At 68.9% G+C, this 15,069-nt stretch carries 16 protein-coding genes; 5 read left to right on the plus strand and 11 right to left on the minus strand.

The window, feature by feature from the left end:
• Positions 1 to 148: 148 nt before the first annotated feature.
• The 5 genes from ACS5PM_RS09125 to ACS5PM_RS09145 form a co-directional block, all read right to left on the minus strand.
• On the minus strand, positions 149 to 721 hold the full coding sequence (locus tag ACS5PM_RS09125; protein WP_439387294.1) for a YceI family protein: 573 nt from the start codon (positions 719 to 721) through the stop codon (positions 149 to 151).
• Between the two features lie 52 nt (positions 722 to 773).
• Positions 774 to 1,358 (minus strand): YceI family protein, encoded by a 585-nt coding sequence (locus ACS5PM_RS09130; RefSeq protein ID WP_439387295.1) that lies wholly within the window; start codon positions 1,356 to 1,358, stop codon positions 774 to 776.
• A gap of 36 nt (positions 1,359 to 1,394) precedes the next feature.
• A complete protein-coding gene (locus tag ACS5PM_RS09135) occupies positions 1,395 to 1,952 on the minus strand; it encodes a cytochrome b (RefSeq protein WP_439387296.1) in 558 nt (185 codons plus the stop codon).
• Between the two features lie 116 nt (positions 1,953 to 2,068).
• Entirely contained in the window at positions 2,069 to 2,959 is an 891-nt protein-coding gene (locus tag ACS5PM_RS09140; protein ID WP_439387297.1) for an NUDIX hydrolase, read from the minus strand.
• 20 nt (positions 2,960 to 2,979) lie between these two features.
• Positions 2,980 to 3,837: an EamA family transporter gene (locus tag ACS5PM_RS09145; RefSeq protein WP_439387298.1), complete on the minus strand. Its 858-nt coding sequence runs from the start codon at positions 3,835 to 3,837 to the stop codon at positions 2,980 to 2,982.
• Between the two features lie 45 nt (positions 3,838 to 3,882).
• On the opposite strand from ACS5PM_RS09145, the gene ACS5PM_RS09150 reads away from it, so the two are divergent.
• Entirely contained in the window at positions 3,883 to 4,362 is a 480-nt protein-coding gene (locus tag ACS5PM_RS09150) for a GNAT family N-acetyltransferase (RefSeq protein WP_439387299.1), read from the plus strand.
• A 69-nt stretch (positions 4,363 to 4,431) separates the two neighbouring features.
• On the opposite strand, the gene ACS5PM_RS09155 is transcribed toward ACS5PM_RS09150, so the two are convergent.
• Together ACS5PM_RS09155 and hemE are read right to left on the minus strand one after the other, a co-directional pair.
• A complete protein-coding gene (locus tag ACS5PM_RS09155) occupies positions 4,432 to 6,525 on the minus strand; it encodes a primosomal protein N' (RefSeq protein WP_439387300.1) in 2,094 nt (697 codons plus the stop codon).
• A 356-nt stretch (positions 6,526 to 6,881) separates the two neighbouring features.
• Positions 6,882 to 8,000 (minus strand): uroporphyrinogen decarboxylase, encoded by a 1,119-nt coding sequence (hemE, locus tag ACS5PM_RS09160; RefSeq protein WP_439387301.1) that lies wholly within the window; start codon positions 7,998 to 8,000, stop codon positions 6,882 to 6,884.
• Between the two features lie 142 nt (positions 8,001 to 8,142).
• Here hemE and ACS5PM_RS09165 point away from each other — a divergent pair, with 142 nt between their 5' ends.
• The 4 genes from ACS5PM_RS09165 (at position 8,143) to ACS5PM_RS09180 (ending at position 10,984) form a co-directional block, all read left to right on the plus strand.
• On the plus strand, positions 8,143 to 8,793 hold the full coding sequence (locus ACS5PM_RS09165) for a LemA family protein (protein ID WP_439387302.1): 651 nt from the start codon (positions 8,143 to 8,145) through the stop codon (positions 8,791 to 8,793).
• A gap of 23 nt (positions 8,794 to 8,816) precedes the next feature.
• On the plus strand, positions 8,817 to 9,758 hold the full coding sequence (locus ACS5PM_RS09170) for a TPM domain-containing protein (RefSeq protein ID WP_439387303.1): 942 nt from the start codon (positions 8,817 to 8,819) through the stop codon (positions 9,756 to 9,758).
• Positions 9,758 to 10,300 (plus strand): TPM domain-containing protein, encoded by a 543-nt coding sequence (locus tag ACS5PM_RS09175; protein ID WP_439387304.1) that lies wholly within the window; start codon positions 9,758 to 9,760, stop codon positions 10,298 to 10,300. The genes ACS5PM_RS09170 and ACS5PM_RS09175 overlap by 1 nt, the downstream gene beginning before the upstream one ends.
• A gap of 165 nt (positions 10,301 to 10,465) precedes the next feature.
• Entirely contained in the window at positions 10,466 to 10,984 is a 519-nt protein-coding gene (locus tag ACS5PM_RS09180; protein WP_439387305.1) for a hypothetical protein, read from the plus strand.
• A gap of 33 nt (positions 10,985 to 11,017) precedes the next feature.
• On the opposite strand, the gene ppk2 is transcribed toward ACS5PM_RS09180, so the two are convergent.
• The 4 genes from ppk2 to atpG form a co-directional block, all read right to left on the minus strand.
• Positions 11,018 to 11,875 (minus strand): polyphosphate kinase 2, encoded by an 858-nt coding sequence (ppk2, locus tag ACS5PM_RS09185; RefSeq protein ID WP_439387306.1) that lies wholly within the window; start codon positions 11,873 to 11,875, stop codon positions 11,018 to 11,020.
• 292 nt (positions 11,876 to 12,167) lie between these two features.
• Positions 12,168 to 12,587, minus strand: coding sequence for a F0F1 ATP synthase subunit epsilon (locus tag ACS5PM_RS09190; RefSeq protein ID WP_439387307.1), 420 nt, complete (start codon positions 12,585 to 12,587; stop codon positions 12,168 to 12,170).
• 116 nt (positions 12,588 to 12,703) lie between these two features.
• The gene (atpD, locus tag ACS5PM_RS09195) at positions 12,704 to 14,110 is read right to left on the minus strand and encodes a F0F1 ATP synthase subunit beta (protein WP_439387308.1); all 1,407 of its coding nucleotides are present in this window, start codon (positions 14,108 to 14,110) and stop codon (positions 12,704 to 12,706) included.
• Between the two features lie 58 nt (positions 14,111 to 14,168).
• Positions 14,169 to 15,053 (minus strand): F0F1 ATP synthase subunit gamma, encoded by an 885-nt coding sequence (atpG, locus tag ACS5PM_RS09200; RefSeq protein ID WP_439387309.1) that lies wholly within the window; start codon positions 15,051 to 15,053, stop codon positions 14,169 to 14,171.
• Positions 15,054 to 15,069 lie beyond the last annotated feature (16 nt).

Here is a 15,069-nt window from a genome sequence, read left to right on the forward strand (position 1 = left end):
AGGGCTGCTTGCGTCGCGTTCATTGCCGACCTCCTTCACGCTAGATGGAAGACCACGGAACGCCCGTTTTAGACCAACGGGCATACCGATGCAGGCGGTCCTCCCCCATAGCATCTCGGGGGGCAGGCCCCGGCAGGGGCCGTGGGGGTCACTGTTTGACGGCTTCGACCTGGATGATCAGCTTCGTCGCGTCGGGAAAGCCGTAGTTCAGGCCGTAGCTGACGCCGAACTGGCTGCGGGTGATGGTGGTCTCGAAGTCGCCGCCGCACACCTCGCGCTTGAGCATCGGGCTCTGGTAGCAGTTGAAGTTGTTGGCCTTCAAGGTGACCGGGTTGGTCTTGCCGTTGAGGGTCAGCTGGCCGCTGATCTCGGAGACCTTGTCGCCGCTGAAGGCGAACTTGTCGCTGACGAACTTGGCGGTCGGGAAGGCTTCGGTGTTGAGGATCTCGGCGCTCTTCAGGTGCTTGTTGAAGGGCTCGACGCCGGTGTTGATCGAGGTCGTGTCGATCGTGATGTCCACCTTGCCGGTCTTGCCGGCGCGGTCGAACTGGACCGTGCCTTCCTTCTTGTCGAAGCGGCCACGGTTGGTCGAAGTGCCGAAGTGGGCCATCTCGAAGGTGACGAAAGTGTGCGTCGGGTCGATGCTGTAGGTCGCGACGTCGGCGTGGGCACCGGTGGCGGCCATCATCAGCGCGGCGGCAGCGATCAGCGGGGTCTTCATGCGCAGGAACTCCTGAGTTGACGGGGAAAAACGGGGAAAGGGAAGACGGGCCTCAGAGCGGCCCGATGCCGGTCACGGCCAGCTTGAACTTGACCTGGACATCGTTGGCGACCATCGAGGTGTCGGCCCACTCGCCTTCACCAATCTTGAAATCGAGCCGCTTGATGGTGAAGGCGCCGGTGGCCGTGGTGACGGCGCCGGCCTGGGCCAGGGCGACCGGCACGACGACGTCGCGTACGGAACCCTTGATGGTCAGCTTGCCGGCGACTTCGTACTTGTTGCCGCCCACGGCCTTGATGCCACTGGACTGGAAGGTCGCCTGCGGGAACTTGGCGGCGTTGAACCAGGCCGCCTTGGGGACCTCGGCGTCGGTCTCGGGCGAGCCGAAGCTGGCACTGCCGGTGTCGATCGTGAAGGCCACGCGGCTGGCCTCGAGCTTCTTCGGGTCGAAGCTCATCTGGGCGTCCCACTTGCGGAACTTGCCGTCCACCGGCACGCCCATCTGCTTGGAGGTGAAGCCGATCTCGCTCTGGGCCGGGACGACCTGCTGGGGGCCTTGGGCCGCAGCCAGCGAAGCCGACAGCAGCAGCGCGGCGGAGGGGACGAGGCGGCGGGTGAGGAGGGTGGTCACGGACATGATGTGGATGGCAGTCAGTGCAATGGAAAGGTCAGGTCAGCCGCGGCCGGGGCGCATGCGGTTCAGCAGGCCGTCCCGGTCGACGAAGTGGTGCTTGAGCGCCGCGCCTATGTGCATCGCCACCAGCGCGGCCAGGGTCCAGGCCAGGATCTCGTGGCTCTCCTTCAGGATCTCGGCGAGCGCCTTGTCGGGCGAGACGAAGTCGGGCAGCGGCAGCACGCCGAACCACACCACCGGGAAGCCCGCGGCCGAGCTGTAGGCCCAGCCGGCGAGCGGGACCAGGAAGAAAAGCGCGTAGAGCGCCCCGTGGGTGAAGTGCGCCAGGCGCAGCTGCCAGCGCGGCGCGGGCAGGTCCGCGGGCGGTCGGTGCGTCAGGCGCCACAGCAGGCGCAGCACCGACAGCGTCAGGATAGTCACGCCGGCCCACTTGTGCCAATTGAAAAGCTTCAGGCGGGTCGGCGACATCGGCAGGTCGCTCATGTACCAGCCCACGCTGATGCTGACGAGGATCATCAGAGCCAGCAACCAGTGCAGGCCGATCGCGATGCCGCTGTAACGGGCGGCAACAGGAGAGGTGGCGGAAGAGTCGTTCATCTTGGACGGCAGTGTGTGCAGCCGAATCGCTCCATCGGTTCAGGCCGATTGAGGCGGCGCTTCAGAATTGCTGAATGTCAAATCGCCGGCGGGCGAATCCGCGGCCCCGGCGCGGATCAGTCGGCCGACTTGCGCGCCGGCGGCGACCGGAGCGAGGGCTCGAAGCGGGCGGCGCGGGCGGGCGCCACGCACAAGGCTCCGAAGCGCGGCGCCAGCGACGCAGCCTGCTCGGGCGGCAGCAGGCCGTGACGCAGCGCGAAGTCCAGCGTCGCGAGCGCGGCGTCGGTCGTCATCTCGCCTTCGGCGGCGCAGCGCAGGGCCTCATCCACCCTCATCAGCCGGTGCTCGTGCACCTCGCCGTCCTGGTTCTGCGGCACGCGGCCCGCGGGCAACGCCAGGTCAAAGACGTAGAGCCACTCATGCTGCCAGCCTTCGGGGATGTCGCAGGCCAGCTCGATCACCCGCCCTGGACGAAGTTCCCTTACCTCATCGGGCAGCAGGCCTGCCTCTTCCCAGGCCTCGCGATGCAGCGCCTGCAGCGGCGTCTGGCCATGAGGCACGCCGGCGCCGATGAGGTTGTCGAGCCGGCCGGGGTCGGTGGGTTTGTCGAAGGCGCGGCGCGCTATCCACAGCTGCGTGGGGCGGCCGGTGTCCGGATCCGCCACATAGCCGTTGGCGTGGGCGCCGAGCGTCAGTGCGCCCCAGAAACGCGAACAGGCGCGCTCGATCACGGCAGCGAGCGCACCCTGGTCGTCCCACCAGGCGAAGGGCTCCTCGCGCCAGGCGTGGATGAGGCCCTGCGCACGCAGCGCGGCATGGACCTCGGCCAAGGCGGCATCGCGCTCGCCTCGCGGCACGACCAGCTCCAGCCCGCCATCGGCCCCCGCGTTCAGCCACTGCGGCCACGCCGCCAGTGCCGCGCGGCCGGCCGCGTTTACCGAGCCGGCGCGCCGGCCATCGATCCACACCGGCCAGCGCGTGCCGCGCTCGTCAAGCCGAGCGTCCACCAGGCAAGGCCACGCCGCCGTCATCGGCTGGCCGCCCACAGGTTCAGTGCCAGCCCGGCCATGACCAGCCCGGCAGCGCCCAGCTTCCACGGCGGCAACGACTCGCCGAGGGCCAGCGCGGACGCCCCCATGCCGAACACCGGCACCAGCAGGGCTGCCGGCGTGACGGTGGCCGGCGGATGGCGGGCCAGCAGCCAGTTCCACGCTCCGTAGCCGAAGAGCGTGTTGCCCACGGCCTGCCAGAAGACCACCGCCCAGGCCACGGGGCCTGCAGCGGCGAGGGCGTGCGCAACGACCTCCGCCCCCCCATCGAAGGCCACCGAAAGCACCACCAGCGGCGGCACCGCGAACAGGCTGGACCACACCATGAACCCCAACGCGTCGACCTTGCCCGCTCCGCGCGCCACCACATTCGCCACCGCCCAGCACAGTGCGGCCGAGAGCACGAGGAACAAGCCCGTCGGGCTGATGCCGGCGCCACCACGCCAGGCCTGCCAGCCGATCCAGGCCATGCCGGCCACGGCGAGCGCCAAGGCGCCCACCTGGGCCGGCTTCATGCGGTGGCCGTGGATCGCGATGGTGAAGAAGACCTGGGCCTGGACGACCAGCGAGGCGAGGCCGGGCGAGATATCGGCCTTCATCGCGAGAAACAGCAAGCCGAACTGGCCGGCGCCCAGCAGCACACCGAAGGCCGCCAGCCGCCACCAGTCCGTGGACGGACGGCGGATGAACAGCAGCAGCGGCAGCGACGACATGGCGAAGCGCAGGGTCGCCAGCAGAAAGGGAGGCAGCTCGGCCAGGCCCCACTTGATCACGACGAAGTTGGTGCCCCAGACGGCAACGACGGCCAGGGCAAGGGCGAGATGCGAAACCGGCATCCGGGCAGTGTAGGCAGGCCCGTGGGTCGTCGGCAGAATGCGCCGATGGGCATCCAGCTGAGAAGGATGGACGAGGCGGACTACGCGCGCTTTCGCGAGACCTCCATCAGCGAGTACGCGCAGGCGAACATCGACGCCGGGCGATGGCCGGTGCAGGCCGCGCTGGAGCGCTCGCGGGAGGCTTATGACCGCCTGTTGCCCAAGGGCCTGAAGACGCCTGGGCAGCACCTGTTCGTCATCCATGATGACGAGCAGGCGGTGGCCGTCGGCGTGCTGTGGCTCGCCGTGACCGAGCAGCCCGGCGGACTGCCCAGTGGCTACGTGTACGACGTGGCGATCTACCCGCCCCACCGGCGAAAAGGCCACGCGCGCGCGGCCTTCGTCGCCCTCGAGACCCTGGGGCGCGAGATGGGCCTGGCCGAAATCGGGCTGCACGTGTTCTGGAACAACGAAGGCGCGCAGGCGCTGTACCGCTCGCTCGGCTACGAGCCGACCGGCATCAACATGCACAAGAAGCTGGCCTGAAGAGACTGCAGCTCTCAAGGAACGCCGGGCCGCTCTCAAGGCCTTGGTCCCCTGGGGGGACGGGCCGCCTCAGATCGCCAGCGGGTCGACGTCTATGGCCCAGCGCACGATGCCCTTGTGGGCGGCGCGCAGCGCTGGCAGCCCGGCGGCCCAGTCCGCCAGCAGCCGCTGCAGCGCGCCACGGGAAGCCGATTCGACCAGCATCTGCCGGCGCTCATGGCCTGCCACGCGGGCGATGTAGGGCGGCACGGGCGCGTAGAGCGTCACGGCATCGGACACGCCGAGAGCCGCCGCGATCAGCTGCGCCTGTTCGCGCGCCGCTCGAAGAAAGCCCTCGGCCACCGCGGCCTCACGCGCCTCCGCCCGCAGCAGGGCCAGGTGCGCGAACGGCGGCAACCCCGCCATCTCGCGTTCGCGCAACTGGCTGTTGGCGAATCGCACGTAGTCGTGGGCCTTCAGGGCGGCAAACAGGGGGTGGGCGGGGTTGCCGGTCTGGACCCACATCTCGCTCTGACGCGCGACTTCAGCGGCGCGCCCCGCGCGGCCGGCGGCCTGCAGCAGCGTGGCGAAAAGGCGCTCCGGGGCGCGGAAGTCAGCGGTGAACAGGGCCCCGTCGGGATCGATCGCGGCCACGAGCGTCACACGCCGGAAGTCATGCCCCTTGGTCACCATCTGCGTGCCGACGAGCACGTCCACATCGCCCGCGTGGACGGCCGCCAGCTGCTGCTCCAGCGTGCCTTTCAGCCGCGTGGTGTCGGCATCGATGCGGGACACGCGCGCTCCGGGCAGCAGCTCGGCGACCTGTTCCTCCAGCTTCTCCGTGCCGCGGCCCACGGGCTGGATGTCCAGATTGCCGCACTCGGGGCAGGCGCGAGGAACCCGCTCGGTGAAGGCGCAGTGGTGGCAGCGCAGCGTGCGGTCGTTCTTGTGGAACACGCGCCAGGCGCTGCAGTTCGGGCAGGCGCTCTTCCAGCCGCAGGCGGTGCAATGCAGCACCGGCGCGAAGCCGCGGCGGTTCAGGAACAGCAGGGTCTGCTCGCCGCGCTCCATGCGCTCCTGCACCGCCTGCCGCAGCGCGGCCGACAGCGCCGGCGACTGCTCGCCTGGCGCGGGACGCGGCTGCTGCGTCATGTCCACCACCCGCACCGCCGGCAGGGGCCCGGACCCCACGCGCTCGGCCATGGTGTGCAGGCGGTAGCGTCCGGTGCTGGCGTGCTGCCAGGTCTCCAGCGACGGCGTGGCGGAGCCCAGCACCACCGGCGCGGTCTCCAGCCGCCCCCGGTAGACCGCCAGGTCGCGCGCCGAGTAGCGGGCGCCATCCTGCTGCTTGTAGCTGGGGTCGTGTTCCTCGTCGACCACGATCAGCCCCAGCCGGGGCAGCGGGCAGAAGATCGCCAGCCGCGTGCCCAGCACCAGGTCGGCCTGGCCCCTGTGAGCGGCCAGCCAGTGGGCCAGGCGCCGGGCCGGCGTGAGGCCGCTGTGCAGCGAGACCAGGCGCCGGCCCGGGAAGCGGGCGGCGAAACGGGCTTCCAGCTGCGGCGTCAAGTTGATCTCGGGGACCAGCACCAGCACCTGCCTGCCCTGGCCCAGTGCCTGCTCGGCGAGGCGAAGGTAGACCTCGGTCTTGCCGCTGCCGGTCACGCCGTGCAGGAGGTGGCAAGCCGCTCCGGCGGCTCCGATCGCACCCAGGACGGCCGCCTGCTCGGTCGTCAGCGCCGGCCGTTCCACCGGGGTCGGAGGATCCGAATGGGCTGCGGCGCGCTTGTCCTGCAGCCGCATGCGCTTGGCCAGACCCGCGTCGTCCAGTTTGCGCAACTCCGGCGGCAGCACGGCGAGGGCGACCTCCCCCAGCGCACGCTGGTAGTAGCGCGCCGCGAACTCCACCAACCGGCACCACGCCGCCGGCAGCGGCGGCAGGCTGGCCAGCACTTCGGTGACCTCGCGCAAGGCGAAGCCGGCGTCGCCCGGCGGGTCTTCAGCGCCAGCGGTGAGGGCCGCTGGCTGATCCGCCTTTCCCGGCCAGACGATGCCTGGCACCTCCCTGCGCCCCAGGGGCACCCGGACCAAGGTGCCGGCGGCGAGCGGCTGCTTACTTTCGTAGTCGAGGGTGGCCCCCAGGCCGGCATGGGCCGGCGTCTCGACCGCCACGAGGACGCGGCTCATCGTCAGGCGGGACTTTCAGGCGCGCGGCGAGGCGCTTTTACGAGCATCCGTTGAGAAAGGAGCTTTAAGTCCATGATTCAGAACAGCTTTCGGACTTGCCCACCGTTCCTGTGGATAACATTGTGGGAAAGCTGCAGGCGGACGCGCTAAATGCTTGATCCGCCGGGCCGGGAGTTGACTTGCCCGATTCTGAGGCAGAGGCGAAAAATGCTTTCTGATCAAACACTTGCCACGAATCGCCGCGATTTTTGATGGTTTCGTGACAGCCGCGGATCCGGTGATTCTTCGCACCCCGAGTTATGGGGATAAGTCAAGCCCTGAGCGCGCACTCACCGGGTGGAATCCCCCATACCCCCTCAGAAAGACTTGGGCGTATGGGAGCGTTTACGCAACACGCGGGAGTGGCTGTGGACCGCCTCGACCAGCGCCGCCACGTGGTCCGGTGGCGTGTGCTGGTTGATGCCGTGGCCCAGGTTGAAGATGTGGCCGTCCCAGCCGCCGCCCAGGCTTTCGTCACGCTGCGGCGGCCCGAAACTGTCGAGGACGCGCCGCGCCTGCGTGGCCACGACCTCGGGCGGCGCGAACAGCACCATGGGATCGAGATTGCCCTGCAGGGCGACGCGATCGCCGACGCGCCGGCGCGCGCGTCCGAGGTTGACCGTCCAGTCGAGACCGACGACATCGGCGCCTATGCCGGCGATTTCTTCCAGCCACGGGCCGCCCCCCTTGGTGAAGACGATGGCCGGGATGCGCTGTCCCTCGTGCTCGCGCTTGAGCTGGCCCAGCACGCGGGCGGTGTAGGCCAGCGAGAAGGCCTGGAAGTCGCCATCGGCCAGCACCCCGCCCCAGCTGTCGAACACCATCACGGCCTGCGCCCCGGCATCGATCTGCGCGTTCAGGTAGGCCGCCACCGCGTCGGCATTGATGGCCAGCAGGTGATGCATCAGGTCGGGGCGGCTGTACATCAGGCTCTTGATCTGGCGGTAGTCGTCCGAGCCGCTGCCCTCGACCATGTAGCAGGCCAGGGTCCAGGGGCTGCCCGAGAAGCCGATCAGGGGCACCCGGCCGGCCAGCGCGCGCCGGATGGAAGCGACGGCGTCGAAGACGTAGCGCAGCCGCTCGAGATCAGGAACCTGCAGCGCGCGGATCGCGGCCTCGTCCCTCAGCGGCCGCGCGAAGCGCGGGCCTTCGCCCTGCGCGAAGCTCAGGCCCAGGCCCATCGCGTCGGGCACGGTGAGGATGTCCGAAAACAGGATCGCGGCGTCCAGCGGATAGCGCTCCAGCGGCTGCAGCGTCACCTCGGTGGCGAAGTCGGCGTTGGTGGCCAGTCCCATGAAGCTTCCGGCCCGTGCCCGCGTGGCGTTGTATTCCGGCAGGTAGCGGCCCGCCTGGCGCATCAGCCAGACAGGGGTGTGCGGGGTGGGTTGGCGCAGGCAGGCGCGCAGGAAGCAATCGTTCTGGAGCGGGGCAGGCATCGGCGGATTATCCGTTCCGTGCCAGGGCGCCGCCCCTTGACCTCACGCAAGTCCGCCCCATCTGCGCACTCGCATCGACGGGCGGCGGGTAACATGCCCCGCGCCCTGCTGGTGCACCCCTCAACGAATGGAGATTGTCCGGATGAAGCTCCTGCTGAACTGGTTCGCGCGCCCGCTGTGGGCGGCCGCCATGCTGGCCACCGTCCTGGCCCTCAGCGGCTGCGGCTACAACGACTTCCAGCGCCTGGACGAGCAGGTCAAGGCCGCCTGGTCCGAAGTCCTCAACCAGTACCAGCGCCGCGCCGACCTGGTGCCCAACCTGGTGGCCACCGTCAAGGGCGAGGCCAACTTCGAGCAGGAGACGCTGACCCGGGTGATCGAGGCCCGCGCGAAGGCCACGTCCATCCAGGCCACGCCGGAGCTCATCAACAACCCCGAGGCCTTCCAGAAGTTCCAGGCCGCCCAGGGTGAGCTGAGCAGCGCCTTGAGCCGGCTGCTGGTGGTCACCGAGAACTACCCGAACCTGAAGGCCAACCAGGGCTTCCAGGACCTGCGCGTGCAGCTCGAAGGGACCGAGAACCGGATCACGGTCGCCCGCAACAAGTACATCAAGACGGTGCAGGACTACAACGTGCTGGCGCGCAGCTTTCCGACCAACCTCACCGCGATGATGTTCAGCTACTCGGTCAAGCCCAACTTCACCGTCGAGAACGAGAAGGCGATTTCCGCTCCGCCGACAGTGAACTTCGACAAGACCCCCGCGACCCCGGCCGCGCCCGCGGCGTCGAAGTAGGGACGGCGGCGACGCCGACGGCCATGTCCTGCCTGCGCATCGTGCGGCGGCTGTTCATGGCCGTGCTCTCATTGGCCGCGCTGGGCCTGGGCCCGCTGGCCGGCGCCCAGGCGCAGGAGCTGCAGCAGGTCCCGGCGCTTTCGGCACGGGTCACCGACCAGACCGCCACCTTGACGGCCGGCCAGCGAGAGGCGCTCGAAGCCAAGCTGGCCACCTTCGAGCGCGAGGCCGGTACGCAGATCGTGGTGCTGATCGTGGCCACCACGAAACCCGAGGACATCGCGGCCTACGCCTACCGCGTGGCGGATCAGTGGAAGGTCGGCCGCCGCGACGTCGGCGACGGGCTGCTGGTCCTCGTCGCCAAGGAGGACCGCCGCGTGCGCATAGAGGTCGCCAAGGCGCTGGAAGGCGCCATCCCCGACCTGGCCGCGCGGCAGATCATCGATGGTGCGCTCAGGCCGGCCTTCAAGGCCGGGGACTATGCCGGCGGCCTCAACGCGGCCATCGACCAGCTGGCCGCCCGGGTTCGTGGCGAGGCGCTGCCCACCCCGGCGCAGCAGCCTTCGCGCGAGCGCAAGAGCGGCTTCGGCTGGGACCAGCTGGCCATGTTCTTCTTCCTCGGCGTGCCGGTCATCGGTGCGGTGCTGACCGGCGTGCTGGGGCGCAAGGTCGGCGGCCTGGCCACCGGCGGCGCCGCCGGCGCCGTCGCCTGGTGGTTCGGTGCCCCGCTGCTGATCGCCGGGGCCGCGGCCCTCGTCGCGCTGCTGCTCGTCGGGGTGCTGGGAATAGGTTCGGCCGCCAGACGCTCGCTCGGCGGCGGCCGTGGGGGCCGCGGTGGCCTGGTGCCGCCCATCATCTGGGGCGGCGGCGGTGGAGGAAGCTGGGGCGGCGGTGGCGGCGGCGGTGGCTTCTCGTCCGGTGGCGGCGGCGACTTCGGAGGCGGTGGCGCCTCGGGGGATTGGTGATGGTGCAGCCGCGCCCCGCCGTGAAGAGATCATGGCCTAGCCGACTGTGGCGGCTGCTGAAGCATCGCCTCTGGGACGAAACCGACGTCCGTCGCGTCCTGCCGCCTGCCGCCCTCGACCGTCTGCAGGCCCAGGTGACCGAGAGCGAGAGGCACCATTCCGGCGAGATCCGGCTGTGCGTGGAGGCCGGCCTTCCGCTGTCCTACCTCTGGCGCGATGCGGTGCCGCGCGAGCGCGCATTGGCCATGTTCGGCAAGCTGCGCGTCTGGGACACCGAGGCCAACAATGGTGTGCTGATCTATCTGCTGCTGGCCGAACACGCGATCGAACTCGTCACCGATCGAGGACTCGCGCGTACCGTGCCTCCGCAGCGCTGGCAAGCCATCGTCGACAGCCTCGGTGACTCGCTGCGCGCGGGGCAGTTCGAGCAAGGGCTTGCGAAGGCGATCGAAGAGGTCGACCAGCTGTTGCGAGAGCGCTTCGCGCTGGCCGAGGGCGAAGCCAATCCTAACGAACTGCCCGACCGGGCTCACCTGCAGTGAGCCCAAGGCGCGACGAGGCACCTGCCCATCGGGGCAACACCTCCCCCTAGTTGCCCCGCGTCCCCTAGATCGGGGGGCTGTGGTTCCCGGGGGCTCGGCCTACAAAGCTTGCATGCGCGCCCCGTCGACGTGTCCGTCCGCCGGCATCGCCCCCTCAGGTGCGCGATGAGCCTGCAGTCCCGCGCCCACCGTCGCATGCAGCGGCATCGGCCGGCACCTTCGCCGTCGCAGCCACTCCATTCGGGAGAGGCGCTGCTCGATTACCTCGCCGCGCCTAACGCCGCAACAGCGTCGCCCTTGCCGCAATGGCGGGGCCAGCTGCGTGATGCCGCTCATGCCCTGATGTCCAGCGGCGAGCCCTTGCGCCTGGGCCTGCGGGTGGGGGAGCTGCCTCAGCGCATCAACTGGTTCCTGCGCCTGCTGGAGCTGTGGCCGGTGGCCGAGCGTGAGGACTGGCTGCGCGATCAGATGCGGGCGGCCCAGTGGCACGCCTTGGCCGGCTCCCCGTTGCACGAGGCGCTCGACAGGCGCCTGTTCGACGGCGACCTGGCGGGCGACCAGCGCTTGCGCCTGCAGGCCTTGTGGCTGGCCGTCGTGGCACCGGGAGCCGTCTGTCTCGACGAGGCCCGGCGCGACCGGGAGCTGGCCGAAGCCATGACGATGCTGAATCGCTGGCTGGGCTGACAGCCCCGTGCGACGGCTCGGCGGGCCGGCCGCTCAATCGCGTGGCCAGGGCCGCAGGGGCTTGATCGGCGCTCCGCTGAAACGCTCCTTGCGAGGCGGGTGGCCCAGGGGCGGGAATTCGAGCTGCGCAGGCGGCACCTGCGTGTCGGGCAGATGGTCGAGCAGGTGACGGATGAGCGTGAGGCGACCTCGCCGCTGGTCATTGAAGTCGACCAATGTCCAGGGCGCGTGCCGCGTGTGGGTGGCCTCCAGCATGGCGTCACGCGCGCGGCCGTAGTCCGCATAGTGCTGGCGCGCCTCCAGGTCGATCGGTGACAGCTTCCAGCGCTTCAAGGGGTCGGCCAGCCGCTCGGCCAGGCGCGCCTCCTGCTCGGCCTGGTCGACAGTCAGCCAGTACTTGAACAGCAGGATGCCGTCGTCGACCAGCAGCCTCTCGAACACCGGGGCCTGCCGCAGGAAGGCCTTGACCTCGGCCTCGGTGCAGAAGCCCATCACCCGCTCGACGCCGGCGCGGTTGTACCAGCTGCGGTCGAACAGAACCATCTCGCCGGCGGCCGGTAGGTACGGCACGTAGCGCTGGAAGTACCACTGGGTGCGCTCCCGCTCGGCCGGCTTTCCTAGCGCGACGGCACGCACCTGGCGCGGATTGAGACTGCCTGTGATGGCCGAGATCACACCGCCCTTCCCAGCAGTGTCCCGGCCTTCGACGATGACCAGGACTCGGCGCCCGCTCGCCTGCAGCCAGCGGGCCATGTCATTCAGCTCGAGTTCGAGCCCCTCCAGATGCTCGGCATAGCTTGCCTTGTCCATGGACTTGGGGCCGTTCGAGCCGCCGTGCGAATGCTTGCTGCTCTTCGACGCCTCGGCTGCAGCCTTCTTGTCCTTGGCCATTCGCCCCCCACCGTCGTTGCTGAAGTGGCGGCGATTGTGTCGCGCGACGCCCGAAAAAACCAAACCCGCCAGTGGCGGGTCGGGTGGGAGGCGTATCGATCAGGCGTTCCGCAGGAACCGCCTCCTTCCAGGGCGCGCGTGGATCCGACTCTGCCCGGTCCGCCGCGCCCCTCCGTCCTTCTGAGCGCGCGCAGCGCCGCTCCCACCCAGGGCGTGCGCGGATCCGGCTCTGCCGGTCCGCTGCGCGAGCCCCCTCGGGGGGCAGCCCCCGGAGGGGGCGTGGGGGCCTTGTTTACCTTGCCTTGCGCAGCTTCTGGATCGCGGCCAGCTGGGCGGCCATGACGGCCACCTCGCTCTGGGCCTTGGCCAGGTCGATGTCGCTCTTGGCGTTCTTCAGCGCTTCCTCGGCCGCCCGCTTGGCCTCGTTGGCCTTGGCCTCGTCGAGGTCATGGCCGCGGATGGCCGTGTCGGCCAGCACGGTCACCGACCCGGGCTGAACCTCGAGGATGCCGCCGGCGACGAAGACAAACTCCTCTTCGCCGTTGTCGGCTCGCTCGATGCGCACCGCGCCCGGCTTGATGCGGGTGATCAGAGGCGTGTGCCGCGGCAGGATGCCGAGCTCGCCGTTCTCGCCCGGCAGCGCGACGAACTTGGCCTCGCCACTGAAGATGGACTCTTCAGCGCTGACCACGTCGACGTGAATGGTTGCCATGTCAAATCTCCGCTGCGTGCCTCAGACCGTACCCATCTGCCACCGCGGATCTGGCTTCGCCAGTCCGCCAGTGGCGCCCCCTTGAGGGGGAGCGCCGAAGGCGCTTCGGGGGTGGGTCATTGAATCTTCTTCGCCTTCTCGAAGGCTTCGTCGATCGTGCCGACCATGTAGAAGGCCTGCTCGGGCAGGTGATCGCACTCGCCGGCGACGATCATCTTGAAGCCCCGGATGGTTTCCTTCAGGGGCACGTACTTGCCCGGGGTGCCGGTGAACACCTCGGCGACGTGGAACGGCTGGGACAGGAAGCGCTGGATCTTGCGAGCGCGGGCCACGGCCAGCTTGTCTTCCGGCGACAGCTCGTCCATGCCCAGGATCGCGATGATGTCGCGCAGTTCCTTGTAGCGCTGCAGCGTGGCCTGCACGGTGCGGGTCGTCGTGTAGTGCTCTTCGCCGACGACGTTGGGGTCGATCTGGCGCGAGGTCGAATCCAGCGGATCCACCGCGGGGTAGATACCCAGCGCGGCGATGTCACGCGACAGCACGACGGTGGCGTCCAGGTGGGCGAAGGTCGTCGCGGGCGACGGGTCGGTCAGGTCATCCGCCGGCACGTACACGGCCTGGATCGAGGTGATCGAGCCGACCTTGGTCGACGTGATCCGCTCCTGCAGGCGACCCATTTCCTCGGCCAGGGTCGGCTGGTAGCCCACGGCGGAGGGCATGCGGCCTAGCAGCGCGGACACTTCGGTACCGGCCAGGGTGTAGCGGTAGATGTTGTCGACGAAGAACAGCACGTCGCGGCCTTCGTCGCGGAAGGATTCGGCGATCGTGAGGCCGGTCAGCGCCACGCGCAGGCGGTTGCCCGGCGGCTCGTTCATCTGACCGTAGACCATCGCGACCTTCGACTGCGACAGGTCCTCCTGCACGACGACGTTCGAGTCGGACATCTCGTGATAGAAGTCGTTGCCCTCGCGGGTGCGTTCACCCACGCCGGCGAACACCGACAGGCCCGAGTGAGCCTTGGCGATGTTGTTGATGAGCTCCATCATGTTCACGGTCTTGCCGACACCGGCGCCGCCGAACAGGCCCACCTTGCCGCCTTTGGCGAACGGGCAGATCAGGTCGATCACCTTGATGCCGGTCTCGAGCAGTTCCTGCGAGGGGCTCAGCTCGTCGTAGGCCGGGGCCTTGCGGTGGATCGAGGCGGTCAGTTCGCTCGACACCGGGCCGCGCTCGTCGATCGGGTTGCCCAGCACGTCCATGATGCGACCCAGCGTGGCCTTGCCCACCGGCACCGTGATCGGGTTGCCGGTGTTGACCACCGTGACGCCGCGGCGCAGGCCGTCCGACGACCCCAGCGCGATGGTGCGCACGATGCCGTCGCCGAGCTGCTGCTGCACTTCCAGCGTCAGCGCCGAGCCTTCCATCTTCAGGGCGTCATACACCTTGGGCATCCGGTCGCGCGGGAACTCCACGTCGACGACCGCGCCGATGCACTGAACGATCTTGCCTTGGGCTTGAGTCATTTCCAGGTCCTTCAATCTCTATTCGATTCGTATGGCAGTGGCGGCAGCCGAGCCGTGATCAACCGCCGATGGCGGCCGCGCCGCTGACGATTTCCGAGAGCTCTTTGGTGATCGCCGCCTGGCGGGTCTTGTTGTAGATGAGCTTGAGCTCACCGATCAGCGTGCCGGCGTTGTCGGTCGCGGCCTTCATCGCGACCATGCGCGCGGACTGCTCCGACGCCATGTTCTCGGCCACCGCCTGGTAGACCAGCGCCTCGATGTAGCGCTTGAGCAGCTCGTCGATGACGGTGACGGCATCGGGCTCGTAGATGTAGTCCCAGCCGTAGGCCTTCTTCTCTTCGGCCGACTGCTCCAGCTTGCTGTCGGTCAGCGGCAGCAGCTGCTCGACCACCGGCTCCTGCTTCATCGTGTTGATGAACTTGGTGTAGCACAGGTACACCACGTCCACCTTGCCCTCGACGAAGGCATCCAGCATCACCTTGACCGGGCCGATCAGCTTGTCGATCTGCGGCGCATCGCCCAGACCCAGCGCATGCGACACGACCTTGGCGCCGATGCGGTTGAGAAAGCCGTTGCCCTTGCCGCCGATGGCCACCGCCTGCATCTGGCCACCGCCGCCCTGCACTTCGCGCATCTTGTTGGTGACGGCGCGCAGGATGTTGGTGTTCAGGCCGCCGCACAGACCCTTGTCGGTCGTCACGACAATGAAGCCGGCGGCGTTGGCGTTGCCGCCGCTGCGCTGGTAGGGCGACTGGTATTCAGGGTTGGCGTGCGACAGGTTGGCCGCGATGTTGCGGACCTTGTCGCTGTAGGGCCGCGCCGAGCGCATGCGCTCCTGGGCCTTGCGCATCTTCGACGCGGCGACCATCTCCATCGCCTTGGTGATCTTCTTGGTGTTCTCCACCGACTTGATCTTGCCGCGTATTTCCTTGCCGACCGCCATGACGGTTCTCCTAGGT

It is taken from the genome of Ideonella flava (assembly GCF_051857595.1).
Classification (GTDB): Bacteria; Pseudomonadota; Gammaproteobacteria; order Burkholderiales; family Burkholderiaceae_C; genus Ideonella.

Bases quoted from the DNA above. Each gene is read 5' to 3' on its own strand.
- ACS5PM_RS09125 (WP_439387294.1), bottom strand. From the start codon at position 721: ATGAAGACCCCGCTGATCGCTGCCGCCGCGCTGATGATGGCCGCCACC.
- ACS5PM_RS09130 (WP_439387295.1), bottom strand. From the start codon at position 1,358: ATGTCCGTGACCACCCTCCTCACCCGCCGCCTCGTCCCCTCCGCCGCG.
- ACS5PM_RS09135 (WP_439387296.1), bottom strand. From the start codon at position 1,952: ATGAACGACTCTTCCGCCACCTCTCCTGTTGCCGCCCGTTACAGCGGC.
- ACS5PM_RS09145 (WP_439387298.1), bottom strand. From the start codon at position 3,837: ATGCCGGTTTCGCATCTCGCCCTTGCCCTGGCCGTCGTTGCCGTCTGG.
- ACS5PM_RS09150 (WP_439387299.1), top strand. From the start codon at position 3,883: ATGGGCATCCAGCTGAGAAGGATGGACGAGGCGGACTACGCGCGCTTT.
- ACS5PM_RS09155 (WP_439387300.1), bottom strand. From the start codon at position 6,525: ATGAGCCGCGTCCTCGTGGCGGTCGAGACGCCGGCCCATGCCGGCCTG.
- hemE (WP_439387301.1), bottom strand. From the start codon at position 8,000: ATGCCTGCCCCGCTCCAGAACGATTGCTTCCTGCGCGCCTGCCTGCGC.
- ACS5PM_RS09165 (WP_439387302.1), top strand. From the start codon at position 8,143: ATGAAGCTCCTGCTGAACTGGTTCGCGCGCCCGCTGTGGGCGGCCGCC.
- ACS5PM_RS09170 (WP_439387303.1), top strand. From the start codon at position 8,817: ATGTCCTGCCTGCGCATCGTGCGGCGGCTGTTCATGGCCGTGCTCTCA.
- ACS5PM_RS09175 (WP_439387304.1), top strand. From the start codon at position 9,758: ATGGTGCAGCCGCGCCCCGCCGTGAAGAGATCATGGCCTAGCCGACTG.
- ACS5PM_RS09180 (WP_439387305.1), top strand. From the start codon at position 10,466: ATGAGCCTGCAGTCCCGCGCCCACCGTCGCATGCAGCGGCATCGGCCG.
- ppk2 (WP_439387306.1), bottom strand. From the start codon at position 11,875: ATGGCCAAGGACAAGAAGGCTGCAGCCGAGGCGTCGAAGAGCAGCAAG.
- ACS5PM_RS09190 (WP_439387307.1), bottom strand. From the start codon at position 12,587: ATGGCAACCATTCACGTCGACGTGGTCAGCGCTGAAGAGTCCATCTTC.
- atpD (WP_439387308.1), bottom strand. From the start codon at position 14,110: ATGACTCAAGCCCAAGGCAAGATCGTTCAGTGCATCGGCGCGGTCGTC.
- atpG (WP_439387309.1), bottom strand. From the start codon at position 15,053: ATGGCGGTCGGCAAGGAAATACGCGGCAAGATCAAGTCGGTGGAGAAC.